Source organism: Streptomyces sp. NPDC110618, assembly GCF_055657065.1.
Genome location: NZ_JBVKBN010000001.1, coordinates 269,935 through 292,862 on the forward strand (window position 1 = coordinate 269,935; position 22,928 = coordinate 292,862).

Sequence of the window (22,928 nt, forward strand, 5' to 3'; positions counted from 1 at the left end):
CGACCAGTCGCCGTCACCGCCGCCGCACCCGCGGCGGCGGTGCCAACGGCGACGCCGGTCGGCATCCTGGTGGACCGGCCGCACACGAGCTGACCCGACTTCCTGGCCGGGCCCGCCCGACGCGCGTAACGTGGCGGGTCATGAAGATCCTCATCAGCGCCGACATGGAGGGCGCCACCGGCGTGACCTGGCCGGCCGACGTGCTGCCGGGCACCCCGCAGTGGGAGCGCTGCCGCTCGATGTTCACCTCGGACGTCAACGCCGCCGTCCTGGGGTTCTTCGACGGAGGCGCCGACGAGGTCCTGATCAACGAGGCGCACTGGACCATGCGCAACCTGCTGCTGGAGAAGCTCGACGAGCGCGCCGAGATGCTCACCGGCCGGCACAAGGCGCTGTCCATGGTCGAGGGCGTCCAGCACGGCGACGTCGACGGCATCGCCTTCGTCGGCTACCACGCGGGCGCCGGCATGGAAGGCGTCCTCGCCCACACCTACCTCGCCAACTCCATCACCGGCGTCTGGGTCAACGACGTACGCGCCAGCGAGGGCCTGCTCAACGCGCATGTCGTGGCGGAGTACGGGGTCCCGGTCGTCCTGGTCACCGGGGACGACGTGGCCTGCGAGGACGCGCTCGGCTTCGCGCCCGAGGCACCCAAGGTCGCCGTGAAGGACCATGTCTCGCGGTACGCCGCCGTCTGCCGCACCCCGAACCGGACCTTCGCCGACATCCGCGCCGCCGCCAAGGAAGGCGCGGCCCTGGCCGTACGGCACGAGCCCGTGCGGGGCGGTCCCTTCACCGTCGCCGTGGAGTTCGACGCCGAGCACCTGTCGATGGCCGCCACCGTCGTCCCCGGCGTGGAGCGGATCGGGGAGCGCAAGGTGGCGTACACCAGCCCGACCATGTACGAGGGGATCCGGACCTTCAAGGCGGTCACCACGATCGTCTCGGCCGCGGTGGAGGAGCAGTATGGCTGACCGGCAGGCACTGGAGGAGGTCGTGACGTTCACGTCCGACCTCATCCGCATCGACACCACCAACCGGGGCGGGGGCGACTGCCAGGAGCGGCCCGCCGCCGAGTACGCGGCCGCCCGGCTCGCCGAGGCCGGGATCGAGCCGACCCTGCTGGAGCGCACCCGGGGCCGTACCAATGTCGTCGCCCGCATCGAGGGCAGCGACCCCGGCGCGGACGCGCTGCTGCTGCACGGTCACCTGGACGTGGTGCCCGCCGAGGCCGGCGACTGGAGCGTGCACCCCTTCTCCGGGGAGATCCGGGACGGGGTGGTGTGGGGGCGCGGCGCCGTCGACATGAAGAACATGGACGCGATGATCCTCGCCGTCGCCCGCTGCTGGGCCCGCGAGGGCGTGCGGCCCCGGCGCGACATCGTGATCGCGTTCACCGCCGACGAGGAGGCCAGCGCCGAGGACGGGTCGGGCTTCCTCGCCGACCGGCACCCGGAGCTGTTCGAGGGCTGCACCGAGGGCGTCAGCGAATCCGGAGCGTTCACCTTCCACGACGGCAGCGGACGCGAGCTGTACCCCATCGCCGCGGGCGAGCGGGGTACCGGCTGGCTCAGGCTCACCGCGCGCGGCCGGGCCGGGCACGGCTCCAAGGTGAACCGGGACAACGCGGTCACCCGCCTCGCCGCCGCCGTCGCCCGCATCGGCGAGCACCAGTGGCCGCTCAGGCTCACCCCGACCGTGCGCGCCGCCCTCACCGAACTCGCCGCCGTCTACGGCATCGCACCCGACCTGGACGACGTGGACGGGCTGCTGAAGAAGCTCGGACCGGCCGCCTCCCTGGTCGAGGCGACGATCCGCAACAGCTCCAACCCGACCATGCTGGACGCCGGTTACAAGGTGAACGTCATCCCCGGCACGGCCGTCGCCCACATCGACGGACGCTACCTGCCGGGCGGCGAGGAGGAGTTCCGCGCCACCCTCGACGAACTCACCGGCGACGACGTGGACTGGGAGTACTTCCACCGCGAAGTGGCCCTCCAGGCTCCCGTGGACGCGCCGACGTTCGCGAAGATGCGGGCGGCCGTGCAGGAGTTCGCGCCCGAGGGGCATGTCGTGCCGTACTGCATGTCCGGCGGCACCGACGCCAAGCAGTTCTCCCGGCTCGGCATCACCGGGTACGGGTTCGCGCCGCTGAAGCTCCCCGAGGGCTTCGACTACCAGGCCCTCTTCCACGGAGTCGACGAACGCGTCCCCGTCGAGGCCCTGCACTTCGGCGTCCGCGTGCTGGACCGCTTCCTGCGGACGGCGTAGGGGAGTTGGGGGAGAACGTGCACACCTTGCCCTACGGTTCCTGGCCCTCGCCCATCGGCGCGTCCCTGGCCGCCGCGCACGACGGGCACCCCGAGTACGCCGGCTTCGTCGGCGACGAGGTGTGGTGGACCGAGCCGCGCCCCGCCGAGAGTGGCCGCCGCGCCCTCGTCCGCCGCCGCGCCGACGGCACCCAGGAGTCCGTGCTGCCGCCGCCGTGGAACGTGCGCAGCCGGGTCATCGAGTACGGCGGGCAGCCCTGGGCCGGGGCCGTCGTGGACGGCGAACCGCTGGTGGTGTTCGTGGACTTCGCCGACCAGCGGCTCCACCGGTACGTGCCCGGCGGCGAACCGGTCCCGCTCACCCCCCTCTCCGAGGTCGGCGGCGGACTGCGCTGGGCCGAACCGCAGATCCTGCTCGACCGGGGCGAAGTGTGGTGCGTGCTGGAGGAGTTCACCGGGGAGGGGCCGACCGATGTGCGGCGCGTCCTGGCCGCCGTACCGCTGGACGGGTCGGCCGCCGAGGACCGGGCGGCCGTGCGCGAACTCAGCGACGGCGCGCACCGGTTCGTCACCGGGCCGAAGCTGTCGCCGGACGGGCGGCGGGCGGCCTGGCTGGCCTGGGACCATCCGCGGATGCCGTGGGACGGCACGGAGTTGGTCGTCGCCGACGTGGGCGAGCGGCTGACCGGCGCGCGGACCGTGGCGGGCGGGCCCGAGGAGTCGATCGCGCAGGCCGACTGGGCCCCGGACGGCGCCCTGCTGTACACCAGCGACCGCACCGGCTGGTGGAACCTCTACCGCGACGGGCGGCCCCTGTGCCCGCGCGAGGAGGAGTTCGGCGGGCCGCTGTGGAAGCTCGGCCACCGCTGGTTCGCCCCGCTGGAGAGCGGACTGATCGCCGTCGTGCACGGCCGCGGCGCCACCGCGCTCGGCATCCTGGACCCCGAGACCGGCGAGGTCGTCGACGCGGCCGGGCCCTGGACCGAGTTCTCGCCCACCCTCGCCGTGCTCGGCGAGCGCGTCGTCTCCGTCGGGGCCAGCCCGCGCAGCGCATACGAGGTCGTCGAACTGGACACCCGCACCGGGCGGGCCCGGGTGATCGGCGCCGAGCACCAGGACCCCGTGGACCCCTCCTACTACCCCGAGCCGCAGATCCGCACCTTCACCGGGCCGGCCGGACGCGAGATCCACGCGCACGTCTACCCGCCGCACAACCCCGGCTGCGTCGACCCGAGCGGACGGCCCGCCCCGTACGTCGTCTGGGCGCACGGCGGCCCCACCGGGCGGGCACCGCTCGTCCTGGACCTGGAGATCGCCTACTTCACCTCGCGCGGCATCGGCGTCGCCGAGGTCAACTACGGCGGCTCCACCGGATACGGCCGCGCCTACCGCGAGCGGCTGCGCGAGCAGTGGGGCGTCGTCGACGTCGAGGACTGCGCCGCCGTCGCGCTGGCCCTCGCCGACGAGGGCACCGCAGACCGGGACCGGCTCGCCGTGCGCGGCGGCAGCGCGGGCGGCTGGACCGCGGCGGCCTCCCTGGCGAGCACCGACGTGTACGCCTGCGGCACGATCATCTACCCCATCCTCGACCTCGCCGCCTGGGCCGACGGGGAGACCCACGACTTCGAGTCCCAGTACCTGGAGAGCCTGGTCGGGCCGCGCGCCGAGGTGCCCGGACGGTACGCCGAACGCTCGCCCAGCGAGCAAGCCGAGCGGATCACCGCGCCGCTCCTGCTGCTCCAGGGCCTGGACGACGTGATCTGCCCGCCCGCCCAGTGCGAGCGGTTCCTGGCCCGGATGGCGGGCCGCCGGGTGCCGCACGCCTATATCGCCTTCGAGGGCGAGGGCCACGGCTTCCGGCGGGCCGAGACCATGGTGCGTGCCCTGGAGGCCGAGCTGTCCCTCTACGCTCAGGTCTTCGGCATCGACCCGCCCGGCATCCCGACCCTGGAGCTCGCCAAGTGAACCAGCCCCTCCTGCGCCCGCGCCGACTCGCCCCCGGCGCCCGGGTCGCCGTCGTCGCGACCAGCGGACCCGTGCCCGAGGAACGGCTCCAGGCCGGCCTCGACATCCTGCGCGGCTGGGACCTGGACCCGGTCGTGGCACCCCACGTGCTCGGCCGCCACCCCGACTTCGGATACCTCGCCGGGACCGATGCCGACCGGGCGGCCGACCTGCAGAACGCCTGGTGCGACCCGTCCGTCGACGCCGTGCTGTGCGCCCGCGGCGGCTACGGCGCCCAGCGCATGGTCGAACTGCTCGACTGGGAGGCGATGCGCGCGGCCGGACCCAAGGTGTTCGTCGGCTTCTCCGACCTCACCGTGCTGCACGAGGCGTTCGCCCGGCGCCTGGGCCTCGCCACCCTGCACGGGCCGATGGCGGCGGGCGCCGACTTCGTCAAGAGCACGGTCGCCCAGGAGCACCTGAGGGCCACCCTGTTCGCCCCGGAGACGGTCGTCGAGATCGCCTCCCGCGGCCGCACGGTCGTCCCCGGCCGGGCCCGCGGCGTCACCCTCGGCGGCTGCCTGGCCCTGCTGGCCGCCGAGGTCGGCACCCCGCACGCCCGCCCGTCAGCGCGGGGCGGGCTGCTGTGCCTGGAGGACGTGGGGGAGGACACCTACCGCATCGACCGGTACCTCACCCAACTCCTGCGCGCGGGCTGGTTCGACGGCGTGCGGGGGCTGCTGCTCGGCTCCTGGGCCGACTGCGAGCCCTACGAGGTGCTGCGCCCCCTGCTCCTCGACCGGCTCGGCGGGCTCGAGGTGCCGGTGGTGGAGGAGTTCGGGTTCGGGCACTGCGCGGACGCCCTGACGATCCCCTTCGGCGTGGCCGCCGAGCTGGACGCCGACGCGGGCACCCTGACCCTGGACGAACCCGCCCTGCGCTGACCCCTCCACCCCCCCGCCGGACCGGCCTCACCGTGCGTCACGGGGGCATCGGGCGCACCCTGGGGGTATGAGTCCGAAGACCACCGAGACAGGCACCGGGACCGGTCGGAAGGGCGGTCACCGCAACCCTGCCCTCACCCCCGGGCGCATCGCCGTGCTCGTGCTGGCCGTCCTGGCCCTGATCTTCATCTTCCAGAACACCCAGGAGACCGAGATCCGCCTGCTGATCCCCGTGGTGACGATGCCGCTGTGGACGGCGCTCCTGGGCATGGCCGTCATCGGCGCGCTGTGCGGGGCGTACTTCATGAGGCGGCGCAGGTAGCGCGGCCGAGGGGCAGCCGTACCCTGGCGGGATGCCGCACACCGCATCCCGCTTTCTCGCCGAGGGCCCACGCGTGGGCATACGGCCCTTCCGGCTCGACGACGCCGCCGAGTTCACCGCCCGGGCCCGGGAGAGCAAGGACCTGCACCGGCCCTGGCTGTTCCCGCCCGACAACGAGGCGGACTACGCCGCCTACGCACGGCCGCTGATCGAGGACCCGGCCAGGGCGGGGTTCCTGGTCTGCGAGAAGGCCGCCGAGGACGCCATCGCCGGCTTCGTCAACATCAACAACATCGTCCGGGGCGCCTTCCAGTCCGGTGCCCTCGGCTACGGCGCCTTCGCGCACGCCGCCGGACGCGGACTGATGAAAGAGGCGCTGGGGCTCGTCGTCCGGCATGCCTTCGGCGCGCTGGGGCTGCACCGGCTGGAGATCAACGTCCAGCCCGGCAACACCGCCTCCATCGCCCTGGCCCGCGCCTGCGGGTTCCGGCTGGAGGGCTTCTCCCCGGCCATGCTCCACATCGACGGGGCCTGGCGGGACCACCAACGCTGGGCGCTCACCGCGGGGACGGCGCCGCGCGGGGCGGCTCAGGTCTGACGGTCCACGTACTCGTAGACCGCGCCGTCCGGGTGCATCGCGATCAGGTTCCGGCCCGCCGGGGTCGGCACCGGGCCCGCGATCACCCGGGCACCCAGCTCCACGAGGACGTCGCGGGCCTCCTCGACGTTCTTCACGGCGACCGTGGCGGCGACCTTGCGCAGCACCTCCAGCTCCTCCGGAGGGCCGCTCATCAGCAGGAAGCAGCCGACCGCGGCCACCTGCACGCCGCCGCGCTCGAAGCGCAGGGCACGGCCGCCCGCCAGGCGCTCGTAGAAGGGGACCGCGGCCTCCAGGTCGTCGACGCAGACACGCAGCGTGGCTCCCAGAATCTCCATGGGAGGGAGCCTAGTTGGGGTGCGGCGGGGGCGGAGATCGATTCGCGTGATCTCGTGATCTCCACGGGGTGGCTCCGTGTTAGGGGTCCGGTGCGGTGGGTACCCGGCGGCCATGGAACGCTTGGATCACCTCGAACACATCGACAGGCATCTGGCCGACGAACTCGCGCAGGTGGCGCGCGAGACGATCCGCGAGGAACTGCGCGAGCAGACCCGCAGGCAGCGCCGCAGGGCGATGCTCTACGCCGCCTCCGGCACCGTCGCCCTCTACGCGGGCGCGGCCCTCGCCCTCGCCGTGGGCCTGGCCCTGGCCGTCGCCCTGCCCGACTGGGCGGCGGCGCTGATCACCGCGGCGATCCTGGGAGTCGTGGCGTACCTGCTGCGCGGCGCCGCCAGGCCCACCCACCCCGGCGAACCCGCCACGCCCGCATCTTCCAGCGGCCTCGGCACGCCCGCACCCCCGAGCGGCCTCGGCACGCCGTACCTGCCGATGCCGGAGGAGGACCCGGAGGTCCCGCCGACCCCGGCGAACGAGATCGACCCCGAGCAGCCGCACCACCGGGCGTAGTGCCCGGCGGCCCGGCCCGCCCCTACTGGACCCGCGGCAGCACCTTCGTGCGGTAGAAGTCGAAGAAGCCCCGCTGGTCCGGGCCGATCTGACCGACATAGACATGGTCGAAGCCGGCCTCGGTGAAGGACTCCAGCGCCGCCACGTGCTCGTCCGGATCGTCCCCGCACACCGCGTTCTCGCTCACCGTCTCCTCGGTGACCAGCGGTTCCAGCTGCTCGAAGTGGCGCGGGGAGGGCAGGACCTGGGCCATCTCGCCGGGCAGGAACTGATTTGACCACAAGCGGCGCACCGTACGTACCGACTCGTCGCGGTCGGCGCCGTAACAGACCTTCAGGCCGCCGCTCACCGGCTTCGCGCCGCCGCCGCCCTTGCGGAAGCGGGCCACCATGTCCGCGTCCGGCCCCATGGTGATGTAGCCGTCGCCCACCCGTGCCGCCAGCGCCGTCGCCGCCGGGCCGAAGCCGGATATGTCGATCGGGACGGGCTGGTCGGGGACCGTGTAGAGGCGGGCGTTCTCGACCCGGTAGTGGGGGCCGTAGTGCGTGACCTCCTCGCCGGTGAACAGACGGCGCATGATCTGGACCGCCTCCTCCAGCATCTCCAGACGCTGCTGCGCGGGCGGCCACACATGGCCGAGGATATGTTCGTTGAGCGCCTCACCGGTGCCCACGCCGAGCCGGAACCGCCCGTCCGTCATCACCGCCGTCGTGGCCGCCGCCTGCGCGACCACCGCCGGGTGGATCCGTACCGTCGGGCAGGTCACGGCCGTCTCCACGGGCAGTGACACCGCCTCCGACAGCGCGCCGATCACCGACCACACGAAGGGGCTCTCCCCCTGGGCGTCGTTCCACGGGTGGTAGTGGTCCGAGATCCACAGCGACTGGAAACCGGCCTGTTCCGCCATCCTCGCCTGCTCGACGAGTTCGGCGGGCCGGAACTCCTCGCACGACAGGAAGTAGCCGTACTGGGGCATGGGGGACTCCTCCGGGACTGCCGCCTGGGGCGACGGGACGGGGCAGCCGTCCGGGTACCCCGTGGCGGCGGGGGAAACCGGGCCGCCCCCGGCCATGCCCGGCCACGTTTGGCCGCCCCGGCGAGGGGGACGCGGAAGGCTCCCAGGTACGCGACGGACGAGCTGTCGAGAAGGCCGGAGGCCCCCACTGTGAGTCGACCCCGCATCGTGATCGTCGGAGCCGGGTTCGCCGGGTACCGGACGGCCCGCGCGCTGTCCCGGCTCACCCGCGGCCGCGCCGAGATCACCCTGCTCAACCCGACCGACTACTTCCTGTACCTGCCCCTGCTGCCCCAGGTGGCCGCGGGCATCCTGGAACCGCGCCGGGTGACCGTCTCCCTCTCCGGCACCCTGCCGCGCGTACGGCTGGTGCTCGGCGAGGCGGACGCCATCGACCTCGACGCCCGCACCGTGCACTACGAGGGCCCCGAGGGCGACCCCGGCACCCTGGCCTACGACCGGCTGGTGCTGGCCGCGGGCAGCGTCAACAAGCTGCTGCCGGTCCCCGGCGTCGCCGAGCACGCGCACGGCTTCCGCGGCCTGCCCGAGGCCCTGTACCTGCGCGACCACGTGACCCGGCAGGTGGAGCTGGCGGCGATTGAGGACGATCCGAAGAGCTGCGCGGCGCGCTGCACGTTCGTGGTCGTCGGCGCCGGATACACCGGCACCGAGGTCGCCGCGCAGGGGCAGCTCTTCACCGACGCCCAGGTGCGCAAGCGCCCCCTGCGGTCCGGTGTGCGGCCGCGCTGGCTGCTGCTGGACATCGCCGACCGGGTGCTGCCCGAACTGGACCGGCGGCTCTCCCGCACCGCCGACAAGGTGCTGCGCGCACGCGGCGTCGACGTCCGCACCGGCACCTCCGTGAAGGAGGCCACGTCGGGCGGAGTACTGATGAGCGACGGCGAGTTCGTCGACACCCGCACGCTCGTGTGGTGTGTGGGCGTACGGCCCGACCCGCTCGCCGAGTCGCTCGGGCTGCCGCTGGAACGCGGACGGCTCCTGGTCGATCCGTACCTGAGCGTGCCGGGCCGTCCCGAGCTGTTCGCCTGCGGTGACGCCGCGGCCGTACCGGATCTGGAGAACCCGGGCGGGTACACCCCGATGACCGCGCAGCACGCCTGGCGGCAGGGCAGCACCGCCGCGCGCAACGTGGCGGCCTCGCTCGGCATCGGGGAGAGCCGCCCGTACCGCCACCGCGACCTCGGCTTCGTCGTCGACCTCGGCGGAGTGAAGGCCGCCGCCAACCCGCTCGGCATCCCGCTGTCCGGGGTCGCCGCGGGCGCGGTCACCCGCGGCTACCACCTCGCCGCCATGCCGGGCAACCGCGTCCGGGTCGCCGCCGACTGGCTCCTGGACGCCGTACTGCCGCGCCAGGCGGTCCAGTTGGGCCTCGTGCGGTCCTGGTCGGTGCCGCTGGACACGGCGTCACCGGAGCTGGCGCGGGTGCCGGGCCGACCGGACAAGCACGTGGAGGAACCCATGCACGAGCCTGCGAAGAGCCAGCCCGGCGGGGAGCCTGCGAGGAATCAGGCGGGCGGCGAGCCTGCGAGGAACCAGCCCGGTGGCGAGCCTGCGAGGAACCAGCCGGGTGGTGAGCCCGCGAAGAACCAGCCCGGTGGCGAGCCCGCGAAGAACCAGCCCGGCGGTGAGCCCGCCAAGAACCAGCCCGTTGGCCCCGGCCGCACCGAACCGCCCGGACCCGTCCGGCAGCAGGATCTGCCGTCCGCGGCGGACTCCGGCACGTCCGCGGAAGGAGACTCATGAACACCGCCGAACTCGTCGACCTGGGACAGCAGTTGCGGGTGGACAGCGTGCGCGCCTCCGCCGCCGCCGGATCCGGGCACCCCACCTCCTCCATGTCCGCAGCCGACCTGATGGCCGTCCTGCTCGCCCACCACTTCCACTACGACCCTGACCGCCCCGCCCACCCCGGCAACGACCGCTTCGTGCTGTCCAAGGGACACGCCTCGCCGCTGATGTACGCCGCCTTCAAGGCGGCCGGACTGATCGACGACGCCGAACTGCTCACCTTCCGCGCCCTGGGCAGCGCCCTCGAAGGGCACCCCACACCCCGGCGGCTGCCCTGGGTCGAGACGGCCACCGGATCGCTCGGGCAGGGACTGCCGGTCGGCGTTGGCATCGCGCTCGCCGGCGCGCGTCTGGACCGCACCGGCTACCGGGTGTGGGTGCTGTGCGGGGACAGCGAGCTGGCCGAGGGCTCGGTGTGGGAGGCGGCCGAGCAGGCGGCGTACGAGCATCTGGACAACCTCACCGCGATCGTCGACGTCAACCGGCTCGGCCAGCGCGGACCCACCCGGCACGGCCACGACCTGGACGCCTACGCCCGGCGTTTCGCCGCCTTCGGCTGGCACACCGTCGAGGTCGACGGGCACGACGTCGACGCGATCGACCGCGCCTGCGCCGAGGCCCGCTCCACCAAGGGACAGCCCACCGTGATCCTGGCCCGCACCCTCAAGGGCAAGGGCGTCGCGTCCGTCGAGGACCGCGAGGGACTGCACGGCAAGCCGCTGAAGGACGCCGACGAAGCCGTCGCCGAACTCGGCGGGCGCCGCGACCACCGGATCCGGCTCCAGGAACCGCCCGACGTCCGCATGCTGCACGCCGTGCGCACCGGCGACTACGAACTGCCCGCCTGGGACCTCGGCGAGGAGGTACCCACCCGGGACGCCTACGGCAAGGCGCTCACCGCGCTCGGCACCGGACGCGGCGACGTGGTCGCCCTGGACGGCGAGGTCGGCGACTCCACCCGCGCGGAACTCTTCGCCAAGGAACACCCCGACCGCTACTTCGAGTGCTACATCGCCGAGCAGCAGATGGTCGCCGCCGCGGTGGGTCTCGCCAGCCGCGGCTGGGTGCCGTACGCCGCCACCTTCGCGGCCTTCCTCACCCGCGCCCACGACTTCGTGCGGATGGCCTCGATCAGCGGCTCCGGGATCAACCTCGTCGGCTCGCACGCGGGCGTCGCCATCGGCCAGGACGGGCCCTCGCAGATGGGCCTGGAGGACCTGGCGATGATGCGCGCGGTGCACGGCTCGACCGTGCTCTACCCGTGCGACGCCAACCAGACCGCCCGGCTCGTCGCCACCATGGCCGGCCTGGACGGCGTCCGCTATCTGCGTACCTCGCGCGGCAAGACCCCGGTGATCTACCCGCCCGACGAGGAGTTCCCGGTCGGTGGCAGCAAGGTGCTGCGCTCCTCGCCCACGGACCGGCTGACGCTGGTCGCGGCGGGCGTCACCGTGCACGAGGCCCTGGACGCCGCCGCGCTGCTGGAGCGCGAGGGCATCGCGGCCCGGGTGATCGACCTGTACTCGGTCAAGCCCGTCGACCGGACCGCCCTGCGCCGGGCCGCCGAGGAGACCGGCTGTCTGATCACCATGGAGGACCACCGCGAGGAGGGCGGCCTCGGCGACGCCGTCCTGGACGCCTTCACCGACGGGCGACCGGTGCCCCGGCTGGTACGGCTCGCGGTGCGCACCATGCCCGGCTCCGCCTCGCCCGACGAACAGCTCCACGCCGCCGGCATCGACGCGGAGTCGATCGCGGTGGCCGCCCGGCTGCTGGTGGCGGAGGCGATCGTGCCGTGAGCGACGCCGGCGTGCGCCGCGTGCGTGCCGGGCGGCGCACGGTCGAGGTCCACCGGCCGGACAAGGTGCTCTTTCCGGGAGCGGAGGCGTACACCAAGGGCGACCTGGCCGACTACTACCGGTCCGTGGCCCGGTTCATGCTGCCGCACCTGCGCGGCCGTCCGCTGATGCTGGAACGGCACCCGGACGGGCTCGACGGGCCCCGGTTCATGCAGAAGAACACACCGGAGAGCTACCCGGACTGGGTCCACCGGGTCGAGGTGCCCAAGGCGGGCGGCACGGTGTGCCACACCGTCTGCGAGGACACCGCCACCCTCGTCCTCCTCGCGGACCAGGCCGCCGTCACCCCGCACCGCTGGCTGTCCAGGACCGGGAGCCTGGACCGGCCCGACCGGATGGTCTTCGACCTCGACCCGGCCGGGGACGACTTCGAGCCCGTCCGCGAGGCGGCCCGGCTGCTCGGCGAACTCCTCGACGAACTCCGCCTGCCCTCCGCCCTGATGACGACCGGTTCGCGCGGACTGCACGTCGTGGTGCCGCTGAACGGCCGTCACGACTTCGACGAGGTACGGCAGTTCGCCCGCGACACCGCCGACACCCTCGCCGCCGCCCACCCCGACCGGCTCACCACCGCCCCTCGCAAGAAGGAGCGCGGCGACCGGCTCTACCTCGACGTCCAGCGAAACGCCTACGCGCAGACGGCGGTTGCCCCCTTCGCCGTACGCGCCGAGCCCGGCGCCCCCGTCGCCGTGCCCGTCGAGTGGAGCGCGCTGGACGACCCCGGCCTGCACGCCCGCCGGTGGACCATCGCCGACGCCGCCGACCAGGCCCGTACCGACCCGTGGGCCGGAGTACTGGACCGCGGCCGTGCCCTCGGACCCGCCCGGCGCAGGCTCGACGCGCTGCGGTGACCGGACGTGACCGAGCAACCCCAACCACCCCGAGGGGTTTGGTCAACGCTCCTCGGGCCACTCGGCGGAACGAGGCGCCCATGAATGATTCACAGAACACACCCAAGTCAGCCAAGAAGGGCACGGACGGGACGGAAGACCGGCCGACCCCGATGGAGGTACTGCGTCAGGCGCGCGCCCAGCTCACCGAGCTGACCGGCAAGTCCGCCGAGACGGTGTCGTCCTTCGAGCGAACGGAGGACGGCTGGACCGTGGAGATCGAGGTCCTGGAGCTGGAGCGTGTCCCCGACACCATGAGCCTGCTGGCCGGATACCAGGTCGACCTCGACCCCGAGGGCCGGCTCACCGGCTACCGCCGCGTCCGCCGCTACGAACGAGGGCGGTCCGACGCACATCGGCCCGGCGGTCACTAGACCGCCCTCCCGCGACCGCCCGAGCAACCGGCAAGGAGGAAGGCCCGACATGACCGTTGTCCCCGCACAGAACACGGGCGGAGGCGGAGGTGGCTCCAGCGGCCTCTACGACGTCCTGGAACTCATCCTGGACAGGGGGCTCGTGATCGACGCGTTCATCCGGGTGTCCCTGGTGGGCATCGAGATCCTGAAGATCGACGTGAGGGTCGTCGTCGCCAGCGTCGACACGTACCTGCGCTTCGCCGAGGCCTGCAACCGGCTCGACCTGGAGGCCGGCCCGCGCAAGCCGCCCGGCCTGACCGAGGTGGTCGGCGAGATCACCGAGTCCGGCGCCCGCGGCAAGTCCAAGGGCGCGCTCTCCGGAGCCGCGGAGACCGTCTCCGACGCCTTCCGGCAGGCCCGTGACGAGAGCAAGGAGAAGTCCGAGTCCCGGCCGCGCACCCGCAAGGCCACCTCGGCGCGCCGGAAGGAGGAGCAGGAGTGAGCACGTACGTGTACGGCATCACCACGAGCTCCCATCCCGCCCTGCCGAAGGACATCTCCGGGGTCGGCGACCCGCCGCTCCCGGTCCGGGTCCTCGTCACGGACGGGCTGGCCGCCCTGGTCAGCGACGCGCCCGAGAACCTGCGCCCCAAGCGCCGGGACCTGCTCGCCCACCAGAGCGTTCTGGCCGAGGTCGGGGCGGACGGCTGTGTGCTGCCCATGCGGTTCGGCAGCCTCGCCCCCGACGACGACACGGTCACCTCCGTGCTCGGCGAGCGGGCCGAGCACTACCAGGAGCGGCTGCGCACGCTCGACGGCAAGGTCGAGTACAACATCAAGGCCACCCACGACGAGGAGGCCGTACTCCACCGGGTGATGTCGCAGAACGCCGACCTCCGCGCCATGACCGAGGCCAACCGGCAGGCGGGCGGCGGCAGTTACGAACAGAAGCTGCGGCTCGGCGAGATGGTCGTGGCCGCCGTCAAGGCACAGGAGGCGGAGGACGCCGACGAGGTCCTGCGCGCCCTGGAGGGCGAGGCGGAGGCGGTGAGCACCGGCCCGGAGTCCTCCGGCTGGCTCGCCAACATCTCCTTCCTGGTGCCCCGGGACGCCGCCGGATCGTTCCTGTCGGCCGTCGAGGACCTGCGCGAGCGCCTGCCGCACCTCCAGGTGCGGGTGAACGGGCCGCTGCCGCCGTACAGCTTCGTCGAACCCGGTCCGGCCCAGCACACGGGCGAGAGCCGGGCGGACTTCGCGCAGGAGTGAGCAGGAAGGACCACGCCGTGGGACTGATCACAGAGGTGCTGCTGTTGCCGCTGGCCCCCGTGCGCGGCACCGGCTGGGTGATCGGCCAGGTGCTGCGGGAGGCGGAACGGATCTACTACGACCCGGCCACGGTCCGGGCCGAACTCGCCCAGCTTGAGGAGCAGTTGGAGGCGGGCGAGATCAGTGAGGAGGAGTTCGACCGGCGGGAGGACGAGCTTCTGGACAGACTGGAGAGGACACCATGAACAGGGCAGCGCTCGGCCTCGCGGTCGGTGCCGGATACGTCCTCGGACGTACCAAGAAGATGAAGCTCGCGTTCGCGCTGGGCACGCTGGTGGCGGGCAAACGCCTGCACCTCAGCCCCCGGGCACTGGCCGACCTGGCCTCGCAGCAACTGCGGGACAACCCGCAGTTCAAGGAGATCGGGGACCAGCTGCGCCAGGACCTGCGCGGGGTCGGCAAGGCCGCCTCCGGCGCCATGGTCGAACGGCAGCTGGATTCGATCGCCGACCGCCTGCACAACCGCACCTCCCAGGTGCGCGACGAGCTGTCGGGCGCGGTGCCCGACGTGCGGGACGAGGAGGAGCCGGAGGAGCTGGAGGAGTCGGAAGAGGACTCCGGCGGCGAGGAGAAGGGCGAGGAGAAGGGCGAGGAGAAGGGCGAGGAGAAGGCGGAGGCGAAGGCGGAGGCGAAGCCGCGCAAGAAGCCCACGAAGAAGACGGCCGCCGCCAAGAAGACCACCGCCCAGAAGACCACCGCGAAGAAGGCGCCGGGCGGCTCGTCCGCACCGCGCCGTACGGCGGCCAGGAAGAAGTCCGCCCCGGCCCGCGGCGGCTCGCGCGCCGCGCAGGCACGGCAGGAGAAGGGTGGTGACGAGCGATGACCGAGACCGTCGACAGGGCCACGGACACGGCACGTGACGCCACCGGCAAGGGACCGCTCGGCGGGCTGGCCGACAGCGAGGCCGCCGACCGGCTGAAGGAGGAGCTGCGCGAGTACGTCGCGGCGCAGGCCGAGCGCCTGCTGGTCGGGGCCGGCCGCAAGCTCGGGGAGACCACGGTCAAGCTGAACGACATCGCCGAGGGCAACAGCCCGGGCTTCGCCAAGCTCGCCCTCGACGGCGGCCGCAAGATCGCCGAGGGCAAGGGGCCGGTCCGCAGCGCGCTGGAGCTCGGCGCCTCCCACGCCAAGGAGAGCGTGACCGGCGCGCTGAAGAGCCTCGGCGGCAAGGGCAAGGGCGGCGGCAAGCGCGGCGCGGGCAACAAACCGACCGTCATCATCGAGTACGTCGACGTCGGCGTGCCGCTGCGCACCGCCTACGACCAGTGGACGCAGTTCCAGGACTTCAGCACCTTCGCCAAGGGCGTCAAGAGCGCGAACCGCACGGACGACACCACCTCCGACTGGCAGATGAAGATCTTCTGGTCCACCCGGGGCTGGAAGGCGACCACCACCGAGCAGGTGCCGGACGAGCGGATCGCCTGGACCTCGGAGGGTGGCAAGGGCACTACGAAGGGTGTCGTCTCCTTCCACGAGCTCGCCGAGAACCTCACCCGCGTGCTGCTGGTGATCGAGTACTACCCGAAGGGGTTCTTCGAGAAGACCGCCAACATCTGGCGCGCCCAGGGCCGCCGGGCCCGGCTCGACCTGAAGAACTACGTCCGCTTCATCACTCTCAAGGGAGAGGCGGAGGAGGGCTGGCGCGGCGAGATCCGCGACGCCGAGGTCGTCCGCAGCCACGAGGACGCGGTGGCCGAGGAGGAGCGGGAGCAGGAGGACGAGCAGGACGAGAACGCCGAGGACGAAGGCCCTGAGGGCGCGGAGGACGAGTACGAGGACTCCGGCGACGCGGACGAGGAGTACGACGACACCGACGAGGCCGAGGACGAGTACGACGACGAGACCGAGCCCGAGGACGGAGCCGAGGACGAGTACGACGAGGCGGACGACGAGTACGAGGACGACAATGAGCGGGAGGACGAAGAAGCCGAGCTGGAGGACGAGACCGAGTACGAAGAGGCCGGGAGCCGTCGATGACCACCGCAAGCCGACTTCCCGAGCCGTACGGCCAGGGCGGCGGCGCCAACCTCGCCGACATCCTGGAACGCGTCCTCGACAAGGGCATCGTCATCGCGGGAGACATCCGGATCAATCTGCTCGACATCGAACTGCTCACCGTCAAGCTGCGTCTGATCGTCGCCTCGGTGGACAAGGCCAAGGAGATGGGCATCGACTGGTGGGAGGAGGACCCGGCCCTCTCCTCGCGGGCCCGCCGCGGTGAGCTCGCCCGGGAGAACGCGGAACTGCGCAGAAGGCTGGAGGAGCTGGAGCCCGCCGGCGACGCGCGGAAGGAGCGCTGATGTCAGGACTGCGGTACGTGTACGCCGTCTGCCGGCCCTTCCGGTCGGCCCTCCAGGCCCAGCTCACGGGGGTCGCCGCACAGCCGCCCAGACAGCTGACCCACCACGGTCTGATCGCCGTCTACAGCGCGGTGCCCGAGGCGGACTTCGCCGAGGAGCCGCTGCGCGCCCATCTGGAGGACCTGGACTGGCTCGGCGAGACGGCCAGGGCCCACCAGGGCGTCATCGACGCGCTCACCGCCGTCACCACCCCGCTCCCGCTGCGGATGGCCACCGTCTTCCGGGACGACAGCGCCCTGCGCACGATGATGGAGGCCCGCGAGGACTACTTCCGGCGCACCCTGGACCGCCTCGCGGGCCGGGTGGAATGGGGCGTCAAGGTCTACGTCGACCCCCAGCCGCAGGCGGCCGAGGCGCCCGCCGGGAAACCCGCGTCGGGCCGGGACTACCTCCGGCAGCGGCGTATGCGGACGCGCGGCCAGGAGCGTACCTGGCAGGCGGCCGCGGAATTCGCCGAGAATTTGCACGTGACGCTCTCCTCCTTCGCCGAGGACTCCCGGCTGCACCCTCCACAGACCTCGGCGCTTGCCGCCGGGCCCGGCCAGAACGTGCTCAATGCCGCTTATCTCGTGCCGCGCGGGGATTCCGAGGAATTCGTGGAACTCGTGGACCGTACGAAGGACGAGACCCCGGGAATGCGGGTGGAACTCACCGGCCCCTGGGCGGCCTATTCCTTCACCGGCGAAGAGAGCGAAGAGAGCGAAGAGGGGACGGAGGGCGAGGCCCGGTGACCGTCGTCGAACGCCGTGAGGTCGCCCTGGTGGACCTCCTGGACCGGCTGCTGGCCGGCGGGGTCGTCATCACCGGGGACATCACCCTGCGCATCGCCGATGTCGACCTCGTCCGCATCGACCTCAACGCCCTGATCAGCTCGGTCAACGAGAACGTGCCCTCACCGTTCCAGGAGTTGCTGTGACCACCCGCAACCGGCTCGCCCTCGAACCCGACACCGTCGAGCGGGACCTCGTCAAACTCGTCCTCACCGTGGTGGAGCTGCTGCGCCAGCTGATGGAGCGGCAGGCCCTGCGCCGCTGCGACGAAGGCATCCTCAGCGAGGAGCAGGAGGAGCGGATCGGACTGACGCTGATGCTGCTGGACGAGCGGATGACCGAGCTGCGCGAGCGCTACGGACTGCGGCCCGAGGACCTCAATCTGGACCTCGGGCCGCTGGGGCCGCTCCTGCCGCGCGAATGAATCGCGGCTGCCGTGGAATGAATTGCCGCCGCCGTACGAACACTGCGTTCGAGCATGCCGCTGCGTACGAACATGCCGCTGCCCCGGGAGTGACCTCCCGGGGCAGTCGCCTACCCGCCTCGCGTCACCACCTGTACCAGCGGCCCCTGCCTCCGGAAGCAGTCGTGCTCCGCATCACGAAGCCCAGCAACCACACCACCAGTACGGCGATGGCGATCCACCACAGCACCTTCACCGCGAAACCGGCGCCGAACAGAATCAGCGCCAAAAGCAGAACCAGCAGAACAGGGATCATAGTGTGAAACCTCCTGCCGACCGAGTAACCGGAAATCGCGGTTTCAGCCCTCCTTGCGGCACACAATTTCTCCGTGCAGAACGGAGAACCAGCCGTCCTCCCGGCGCCCCCACTCCCGCCAGGCGTCCGCGACCGCGGTCAGTTGCTCCACCGTGGCGTGGCCGCCCTCGACAGCCCGGTCGGCGTAGGCGGAGGCCAGGGTGCGGTCCGCCCACAGCCCGCTCCACCAGGCCCGCTCCTCCGGCTCGGCGAAGGTCCAGGTGGCCGACGTGGCGGTGACGTCGGTCAGACCGGCCCGCAGCGCCCAGGACTTCAGCCGCCGTCCGGCGTCCGGCTCACCGCCGTTGGCGCGGGCCACCCGGCGGTACAGATCCAGCCAGTCGTCCAGCCCGGGTGACTCCGGGTACCAGGTCATGGCCGCGTAGTCCGAGTCCCGGGCCGCGACGATCCCGCCCGGCCTGGTCACCCGCTTCATCTCGCGCAGCGCCCCCACTGGGTCGCCGACGTGCTGGAGCACCTGATGCGCGTGGACCACGTCGAAGCAGTCGTCCTCGAAGTCCAGCGCGTGGACGTCGGCGACCGCGAAGTCGACGTTGTCCAGGCCCCGTTCGGCGGCCGTGGCGCGGGCCTGCTCCAGGACGGCCGGGGCCCGGTCGACCCCCGTCACATGACCGTCCGGCACCAGCGCCGCCAGGTCCGCGGTGATGGTGCCGGGCCCGCAGCCGATATCCAGGATCCGCAGGTGCGGCTTGAGCGAACCCAGCAGGTACGCCGCGGAGTTGGCGGCGGTGCGCCAGGTGTGCGAGCGCAGCACCGACTCGTGGTGCCCATGGGTGTACACGGCGGTCTCACGCGGCTTCGACATGGCGTTCCCCTCGTCTCGTCGTCGTACCGCCACCGTATGCCGCCATGCCGAATAATGAGACCCGCGTTTTGCATATTGGACTGATGGATCGTCAGTGATGGGGCAGCGGCCGGTACACGGTCAGCGCCTCCGGCAGCTTCTCCAGCGTCAGTTCGCCCTCCACCTCGATGACTTCACCGTCGAAGGCCAGCAGTGATCCCGGCGCCGCATCGCCCAGCCGCAGCCGGCCGACCTGGACCGCCGCGTGGACGGGGGAGCGGGTCAGCGGGCCCGCGACGGCCGCCGCGAGCAGCCGCAGCGCCGGGCGGCGGCCGCCGTGCACGACCCGTACGTCCAGCACACCGTCCGCGAGGTCGACGCGGCGGCCGGGGGCGAGGCCCAACCGGTGGTAGGTGCCGTTCCCGGCGAACAGCAGCCACAACGGGCGGGTGGCGGAACCGACTTCGACCTCCAGCGGGTGCCGGTCGGCGCGCAGCACCCGCAGCGCGGCCAGCACCCCGGCGGGCCATTCGCCGATCCGGTGCGACCAGCGGTCCCGTACGCGCACCAGCTCCGGATACACGCCCAGACTGCAGGTGTTGAGGAAGACGCCCTGTCCGCCGCCCCAGCGGAACCGGCCCACGTCCACCCGCACCGCCTGGCCGGCGACCAGCGCCCGGGACAGGTCGTGCACATCCTCCACGCCCAGGTCGTAGGCGAAGTGGTTGAGGGTGCCGCCGGGCAGCACCGCGAGCGGCAGCCCGTACTTGAGGGCGACCTCGGCGGCCGCGTTCACCGTGCCGTCGCCGCCGCACACCCCGAGCACCCGGGCCGTGGCCGCCGCCTTCTCCAGCTCCGCGCGCACCCGCTCCGGCGCGCAGCTCACCACCTCCGCGCCCGGCAGCACACTCCGCAGGGCGTCCACCCGGTCCGCGGTCCCCGAGGCGTTGTTCGCGACCATCACCAGGCCCTCGCCCTCGACGAGCGCGGGGACCTCGGCGCGCGGCCGGGGCGGCGGCAGGAGCTGGGCGCGGGTGGGCACCATGCCCCGTACCGCGTACGCGGCGCACGCGCCGAGCGCAGCGCCCGCCAGGACGTCGCTCGGGAAGTGCACCCCGGTGTAGATCCTGGACATCGCCACCGACCAGGCGACGGGTGCCACCGCCGCGCCCCAGGCCGGGGACTCCAGGGCGACGCCGGTCGCGAAGGCCGCCGCCGACGCGGAGTGACCGGACGGGAAGGAGGTGGTGATCGGCTGCCGCTTCAGGTGCCGCACCTGCGGCACCGCGTCCAGGACCGGGCGCGGGCGCTTCACCGAGCGCTTGCCGAGCGTGTTGATGGTCAGCGAGGCCAGGCCCAGCGAGGCCAGACCGCGCACGGCGGCCCGGCGGGCGCGCGGGGTGCGGCTCGCGGCCATCACGGCGCCGGCGGCGAACCACAGCAGCCCGTGGTTGGCGCTCCGGCTCAGCCGCGGCAGCACCGGGGTCGCGCCGGGCCAGTGCTGTTCGGCGGCGAACTCGAACAGGCGGGAGTCGAGGGCGAGGAGCCGGTCGCGCAGCACATGGCGGCCCGGGCGGAGGTGGGTGAGGTCGACATCTGGGCTCATGGGGTCACGGGTACCCTGAAGTGGCGATTTCCTTGCCGGTCCGTCTCCGGAGAGCCCTGAATGCGTCTGCTCCTCGTCCGTCACGGCCAGACCCCGACGAATGTCGACTACCTGCTCGACACCGCCGTCCCGGGCCCGGGCCTGACCGAGCTGGGCCTGGCCCAGGCCGCCGCGCTGCCCGAGGCCCTCGCGGACGAGGACATCGAGGCCCTGTACGTCTCCACCCTGCTCCGCACCCAGCTCACGGCCGCCCCGCTGGCCGCCGCGCGCGGACTGGAGCCGCTGGTGCGGGACGGCATCCGGGAGATCGCCGCGGGTGACCTGGAGATGCTGCCCGGCGACTCCGCGGAGGGCGAGCTGTACATGCGTACCGCCTTCTCCTGGGCGTCCGGCGACACGGCGCTGCGGATGCCCGGCGGGGAGGACGGCGAGGAGGTGCTCGGCCGGTTCGACGGCGTCGTCGCGGAGGCGGCGGCGAGCGGGGCCCGCACGGTCGTCATGGTCAGCCACGGCGCGATCATCCGGACCTGGACCGCGGCCCGCGCGGACAACGTGGACATCCAGTACGCCGCCACGCACCGGCTCGCCAACACCGGGGTGGTGGTCCTGGAGGGCAGCCTGTCCGACGGTTTCAAGGCGCTGTCGTGGGCCGGGGCGAGCGTGGCTCCGGCCGGTGGGGCGGGCCCGGCGGGCGAGCCGCTGGACGACGCCGGATAACCGTTTGCCGGACCGCCGGGCGCCCCGGAGAATGCCTGCTCATGGGACATCTGGAAGCCGCGCACCTGGAGTATTACCTGCCCGACGGGAGGCCGCTCCTGGGCGATGTGTCCTTCCGGGTGGCCGAGGGGTCGGTGATGGCCCTGGTCGGACCGAACGGCGCGGGCAAGACGACCCTGCTGCGGCTGATCTCCGGCGAGCTGAAACCGCACGGCGGCACGGTCACGGTCAGTGGCGGCCTGGGTGTGATGCGCCAGTTCGTGGGCTCCGTACGGGACGAGACGACCGTACGCGACCTGCTGGTCTCCGTCGCTCCGCCGCGCATCCAGGAGGCGGCGCGGGCGGTGGACGCCGCCGAGCACGCGATCATGACCGTCGACGACGAGGCGGCCCAGCTGACGTACGCGCAGGCGCTCGCCGACTGGGCCGAGGTGCGCGGGTACGAGGCGGAGACGCTGTGGGACATGTGCACCGTGGCCGCGCTGGGCGTGCCGTACGAGAAGGCGCAGTGGCGGCAGGTGCGCACCCTCTCCGGCGGTGAGCAGAAGCGGCTGGTGCTGGAGGCGCTGCTGCGCGGCACGGACGAGGTGCTGCTGCTCGACGAGCCGGACAACTACCTGGACGTGCCCGGCAAGCGCTGGCTTGAGGAGCGGCTGAAGGAGACCCGCAAGACGGTCCTGTTCGTCTCCCACGACCGTGAACTGCTCAACCGCGCCGCCGAGAAGATCGTCTCCGTGGAGCCGTCCCCGACCGGCGCCGACACCTGGGTGCACGGCGGCGGCTTCGCCACGTACCACGAGGCGCGGCGCGAACGCTTCGCCCGCTTCGAGGAGTTGCGGCGCCGCTGGGACGAGAAGCACGCCCAGCTGAAGAAGCTCGTCGTGACGCTCCGTCAGGCCGCCGCCGTCAGCCATGAGATGGCCTCCCGCTACGCCGCCGCCCAGACCCGGCTGCGCAAGTTCGAGGAGGCGGGCCCGCCTCCGGAGCCGCCGCGCGAGCAGGACATCCGGATGCGCCTGAAGGGCGGCCGCACCGGCGTACGCGCGGTCACCTGCGAGAACCTGGAACTGACCGGCCTGATGAAGCCGTTCTCGCTGGAGGTCTTCTACGGCGAACGCGTCGCCGTCCTGGGCTCCAACGGCTCCGGCAAGTCGCACTTCCTGCGCCTGCTGGCGGGGGAGGAGGTCGCGCACACCGGCAACTGGAAGCTGGGCGCGCGGGTGGTGCCCGGGCACTTCGCGCAGACCCACGCCCACCCCGAGCTGGCGGGCCGCACCCTGCTGGACATCCTGTGGACGGAGCACGCCCAGGACCGGGGCGCGGCCATGTCCCGGCTGCGCCGCTACGAGCTGACCCAGCAGGCCGAGCAGGCCTTCGACCGGCTCTCCGGCGGCCAGCAGGCCCGCTTCCAGATCCTCCTGCTGGAACTTCAGGGGGCCACGGCGCTGCTCCTGGACGAGCCCACGGACAACCTGGACCTGGAGTCGGCGGAGGCGCTCCAGGAGGGCCTGGAGGCCTTCGAGGGCACGGTGCTGGCCGTGACCCACGACCGGTGGTTCGCCCGTTCGTTCGATCGCTATCTGGTCTTCGGCTCGGACGGCCGGGTCCGGGAGACGGCGGAGCCGGTCTGGGACGAGCGGCGGGTGGAGCGGGTTCGCTGAACGGGTCCGGGC

27 protein-coding genes are annotated in these 22,928 nt (G+C 72.6%); 22 read left to right on the forward strand and 5 right to left on the reverse strand.

Annotated elements, in window-relative coordinates; genetic code table 11:
- Positions 1-140: 140 nt before the first annotated feature.
- From ACZ7L7_RS01100 to ACZ7L7_RS01125, 6 genes are all read left to right on the forward strand, one after another.
- On the forward strand, positions 141-974 hold the full coding sequence (locus tag ACZ7L7_RS01100) for a M55 family metallopeptidase (RefSeq protein ID WP_471591586.1): 834 nt from the start codon (positions 141-143) through the stop codon (positions 972-974).
- Positions 967-2,271 carry a M20/M25/M40 family metallo-hydrolase gene (locus ACZ7L7_RS01105; protein ID WP_285514688.1) on the forward strand — a complete coding sequence of 435 codons (1,305 nt, stop codon included), beginning with the start codon at positions 967-969 and terminating at the stop codon, positions 2,269-2,271. Before ACZ7L7_RS01100 ends, ACZ7L7_RS01105 begins: the two co-directional genes overlap by 8 nt.
- A gap of 17 nt (positions 2,272-2,288) precedes the next feature.
- Complete coding sequence (locus tag ACZ7L7_RS01110) at positions 2,289-4,235, forward strand: prolyl oligopeptidase family serine peptidase (RefSeq protein WP_453603253.1); 1,947 nt, start codon at positions 2,289-2,291, stop codon at positions 4,233-4,235.
- A complete protein-coding gene (locus ACZ7L7_RS01115; RefSeq protein ID WP_471591587.1) occupies positions 4,232-5,158 on the forward strand; it encodes a S66 peptidase family protein in 927 nt (308 codons plus the stop codon). The genes ACZ7L7_RS01110 and ACZ7L7_RS01115 overlap by 4 nt, the downstream gene beginning before the upstream one ends.
- A 67-nt stretch (positions 5,159-5,225) precedes the next feature.
- Positions 5,226-5,480, forward strand: coding sequence for a LapA family protein (locus tag ACZ7L7_RS01120; RefSeq protein ID WP_285514685.1), 255 nt, complete (start codon positions 5,226-5,228; stop codon positions 5,478-5,480).
- Positions 5,481-5,511: 31 nt separating this feature from the next.
- Positions 5,512-6,078: a GNAT family N-acetyltransferase gene (locus tag ACZ7L7_RS01125; RefSeq protein WP_472074310.1), complete on the forward strand. Its 567-nt coding sequence runs from the start codon at positions 5,512-5,514 to the stop codon at positions 6,076-6,078.
- Here the strand turns inward: ACZ7L7_RS01125 and ACZ7L7_RS01130 are convergent.
- A complete protein-coding gene (locus tag ACZ7L7_RS01130) occupies positions 6,069-6,416 on the reverse strand; it encodes a VOC family protein (RefSeq protein ID WP_472074311.1) in 348 nt (115 codons plus the stop codon). The genes ACZ7L7_RS01125 and ACZ7L7_RS01130 overlap by 10 nt on opposite strands.
- 112 nt (positions 6,417-6,528) lie before the next feature.
- Between ACZ7L7_RS01130 and ACZ7L7_RS01135 the strand changes: the two genes are divergently transcribed.
- Complete coding sequence (locus tag ACZ7L7_RS01135) at positions 6,529-6,984, forward strand: phage holin family protein (RefSeq protein ID WP_472074312.1); 456 nt, start codon at positions 6,529-6,531, stop codon at positions 6,982-6,984.
- A gap of 22 nt (positions 6,985-7,006) precedes the next feature.
- On the opposite strand, the gene ACZ7L7_RS01140 is transcribed toward ACZ7L7_RS01135, so the two are convergent.
- Positions 7,007-7,960, reverse strand: a complete 954-nt coding sequence (locus tag ACZ7L7_RS01140; protein WP_472074313.1) for a TIGR03557 family F420-dependent LLM class oxidoreductase — start codon at positions 7,958-7,960, stop codon at positions 7,007-7,009.
- A 189-nt stretch (positions 7,961-8,149) separates the two neighbouring features.
- Here ACZ7L7_RS01140 and ACZ7L7_RS01145 point away from each other — a divergent pair, with 189 nt between their 5' ends.
- The 13 genes from ACZ7L7_RS01145 (at position 8,150) to ACZ7L7_RS01205 (ending at position 17,793) form a co-directional block, all read left to right on the forward strand.
- Complete coding sequence (locus tag ACZ7L7_RS01145) at positions 8,150-9,763, forward strand: NAD(P)/FAD-dependent oxidoreductase (RefSeq protein WP_472074314.1); 1,614 nt, start codon at positions 8,150-8,152, stop codon at positions 9,761-9,763.
- Entirely contained in the window at positions 9,760-11,607 is a 1,848-nt protein-coding gene (locus tag ACZ7L7_RS01150) for a transketolase (RefSeq protein ID WP_472074315.1), read from the forward strand. The genes ACZ7L7_RS01145 and ACZ7L7_RS01150 overlap by 4 nt, the downstream gene beginning before the upstream one ends.
- Positions 11,604-12,518 (forward strand): non-homologous end-joining DNA ligase, encoded by a 915-nt coding sequence (ligD, locus tag ACZ7L7_RS01155; RefSeq protein WP_472074316.1) that lies wholly within the window; start codon positions 11,604-11,606, stop codon positions 12,516-12,518. The genes ACZ7L7_RS01150 and ligD overlap by 4 nt, the downstream gene beginning before the upstream one ends.
- Before the next feature lie 80 nt (positions 12,519-12,598).
- On the forward strand, positions 12,599-12,931 hold the full coding sequence (locus tag ACZ7L7_RS01160; RefSeq protein WP_453603265.1) for a gas vesicle protein GvpO: 333 nt from the start codon (positions 12,599-12,601) through the stop codon (positions 12,929-12,931).
- A gap of 49 nt (positions 12,932-12,980) precedes the next feature.
- Positions 12,981-13,415, forward strand: a complete 435-nt coding sequence (locus ACZ7L7_RS01165) for a gas vesicle structural protein GvpA (protein WP_285514676.1) — start codon at positions 12,981-12,983, stop codon at positions 13,413-13,415.
- On the forward strand, positions 13,412-14,179 hold the full coding sequence (locus ACZ7L7_RS01170; protein WP_472074317.1) for a GvpL/GvpF family gas vesicle protein: 768 nt from the start codon (positions 13,412-13,414) through the stop codon (positions 14,177-14,179). The genes ACZ7L7_RS01165 and ACZ7L7_RS01170 overlap by 4 nt, the downstream gene beginning before the upstream one ends.
- A gap of 17 nt (positions 14,180-14,196) precedes the next feature.
- Positions 14,197-14,424 (forward strand): gas vesicle protein GvpG, encoded by a 228-nt coding sequence (locus ACZ7L7_RS01175; protein ID WP_285514674.1) that lies wholly within the window; start codon positions 14,197-14,199, stop codon positions 14,422-14,424.
- Positions 14,421-15,062, forward strand: a complete 642-nt coding sequence (locus tag ACZ7L7_RS01180) for a DNA primase (protein WP_472074319.1) — start codon at positions 14,421-14,423, stop codon at positions 15,060-15,062. The genes ACZ7L7_RS01175 and ACZ7L7_RS01180 overlap by 4 nt, the downstream gene beginning before the upstream one ends.
- Positions 15,059-16,216, forward strand: a complete 1,158-nt coding sequence (locus ACZ7L7_RS01185; RefSeq protein ID WP_472074321.1) for an SRPBCC family protein — start codon at positions 15,059-15,061, stop codon at positions 16,214-16,216. The genes ACZ7L7_RS01180 and ACZ7L7_RS01185 overlap by 4 nt, the downstream gene beginning before the upstream one ends.
- Entirely contained in the window at positions 16,213-16,539 is a 327-nt protein-coding gene (locus ACZ7L7_RS01190; RefSeq protein ID WP_453603272.1) for a gas vesicle protein, read from the forward strand. Before ACZ7L7_RS01185 ends, ACZ7L7_RS01190 begins: the two co-directional genes overlap by 4 nt.
- Entirely contained in the window at positions 16,539-17,330 is a 792-nt protein-coding gene (locus ACZ7L7_RS01195; protein WP_285514670.1) for a GvpL/GvpF family gas vesicle protein, read from the forward strand. Before ACZ7L7_RS01190 ends, ACZ7L7_RS01195 begins: the two co-directional genes overlap by 1 nt.
- Positions 17,327-17,515: a gas vesicle protein gene (locus tag ACZ7L7_RS01200; protein WP_093719683.1), complete on the forward strand. Its 189-nt coding sequence runs from the start codon at positions 17,327-17,329 to the stop codon at positions 17,513-17,515. The genes ACZ7L7_RS01195 and ACZ7L7_RS01200 overlap by 4 nt, the downstream gene beginning before the upstream one ends.
- On the forward strand, positions 17,512-17,793 hold the full coding sequence (locus ACZ7L7_RS01205) for a gas vesicle protein K (protein WP_472074323.1): 282 nt from the start codon (positions 17,512-17,514) through the stop codon (positions 17,791-17,793). The genes ACZ7L7_RS01200 and ACZ7L7_RS01205 overlap by 4 nt, the downstream gene beginning before the upstream one ends.
- 124 nt (positions 17,794-17,917) lie before the next feature.
- Here ACZ7L7_RS01205 and ACZ7L7_RS01210 read toward each other — a convergent pair whose 3' ends face one another.
- The 3 genes from ACZ7L7_RS01210 to ACZ7L7_RS01220 all read right to left on the reverse strand — a co-directional run bounded on the left by ACZ7L7_RS01210 (position 17,918) and on the right by ACZ7L7_RS01220 (position 20,538).
- Positions 17,918-18,088 (reverse strand): hydrophobic protein, encoded by a 171-nt coding sequence (locus tag ACZ7L7_RS01210; RefSeq protein ID WP_093719685.1) that lies wholly within the window; start codon positions 18,086-18,088, stop codon positions 17,918-17,920.
- A gap of 43 nt (positions 18,089-18,131) precedes the next feature.
- A complete protein-coding gene (locus tag ACZ7L7_RS01215; RefSeq protein WP_453603275.1) occupies positions 18,132-18,953 on the reverse strand; it encodes a class I SAM-dependent methyltransferase in 822 nt (273 codons plus the stop codon).
- A gap of 91 nt (positions 18,954-19,044) precedes the next feature.
- Positions 19,045-20,538, reverse strand: coding sequence for a phosphatase PAP2 family protein (locus ACZ7L7_RS01220; RefSeq protein WP_471428115.1), 1,494 nt, complete (start codon positions 20,536-20,538; stop codon positions 19,045-19,047).
- Positions 20,539-20,598: 60 nt separating this feature from the next.
- Between ACZ7L7_RS01220 and ACZ7L7_RS01225 the strand changes: the two genes are divergently transcribed.
- Together ACZ7L7_RS01225 and ACZ7L7_RS01230 are read left to right on the forward strand one after the other, a co-directional pair.
- Positions 20,599-21,255 (forward strand): histidine phosphatase family protein, encoded by a 657-nt coding sequence (locus ACZ7L7_RS01225; protein ID WP_285514666.1) that lies wholly within the window; start codon positions 20,599-20,601, stop codon positions 21,253-21,255.
- Between the two features lie 41 nt (positions 21,256-21,296).
- Positions 21,297-22,916: an ABC-F family ATP-binding cassette domain-containing protein gene (locus ACZ7L7_RS01230; protein WP_471591595.1), complete on the forward strand. Its 1,620-nt coding sequence runs from the start codon at positions 21,297-21,299 to the stop codon at positions 22,914-22,916.
- The last annotated feature ends 12 nt before the right edge of the window (positions 22,917-22,928 follow it).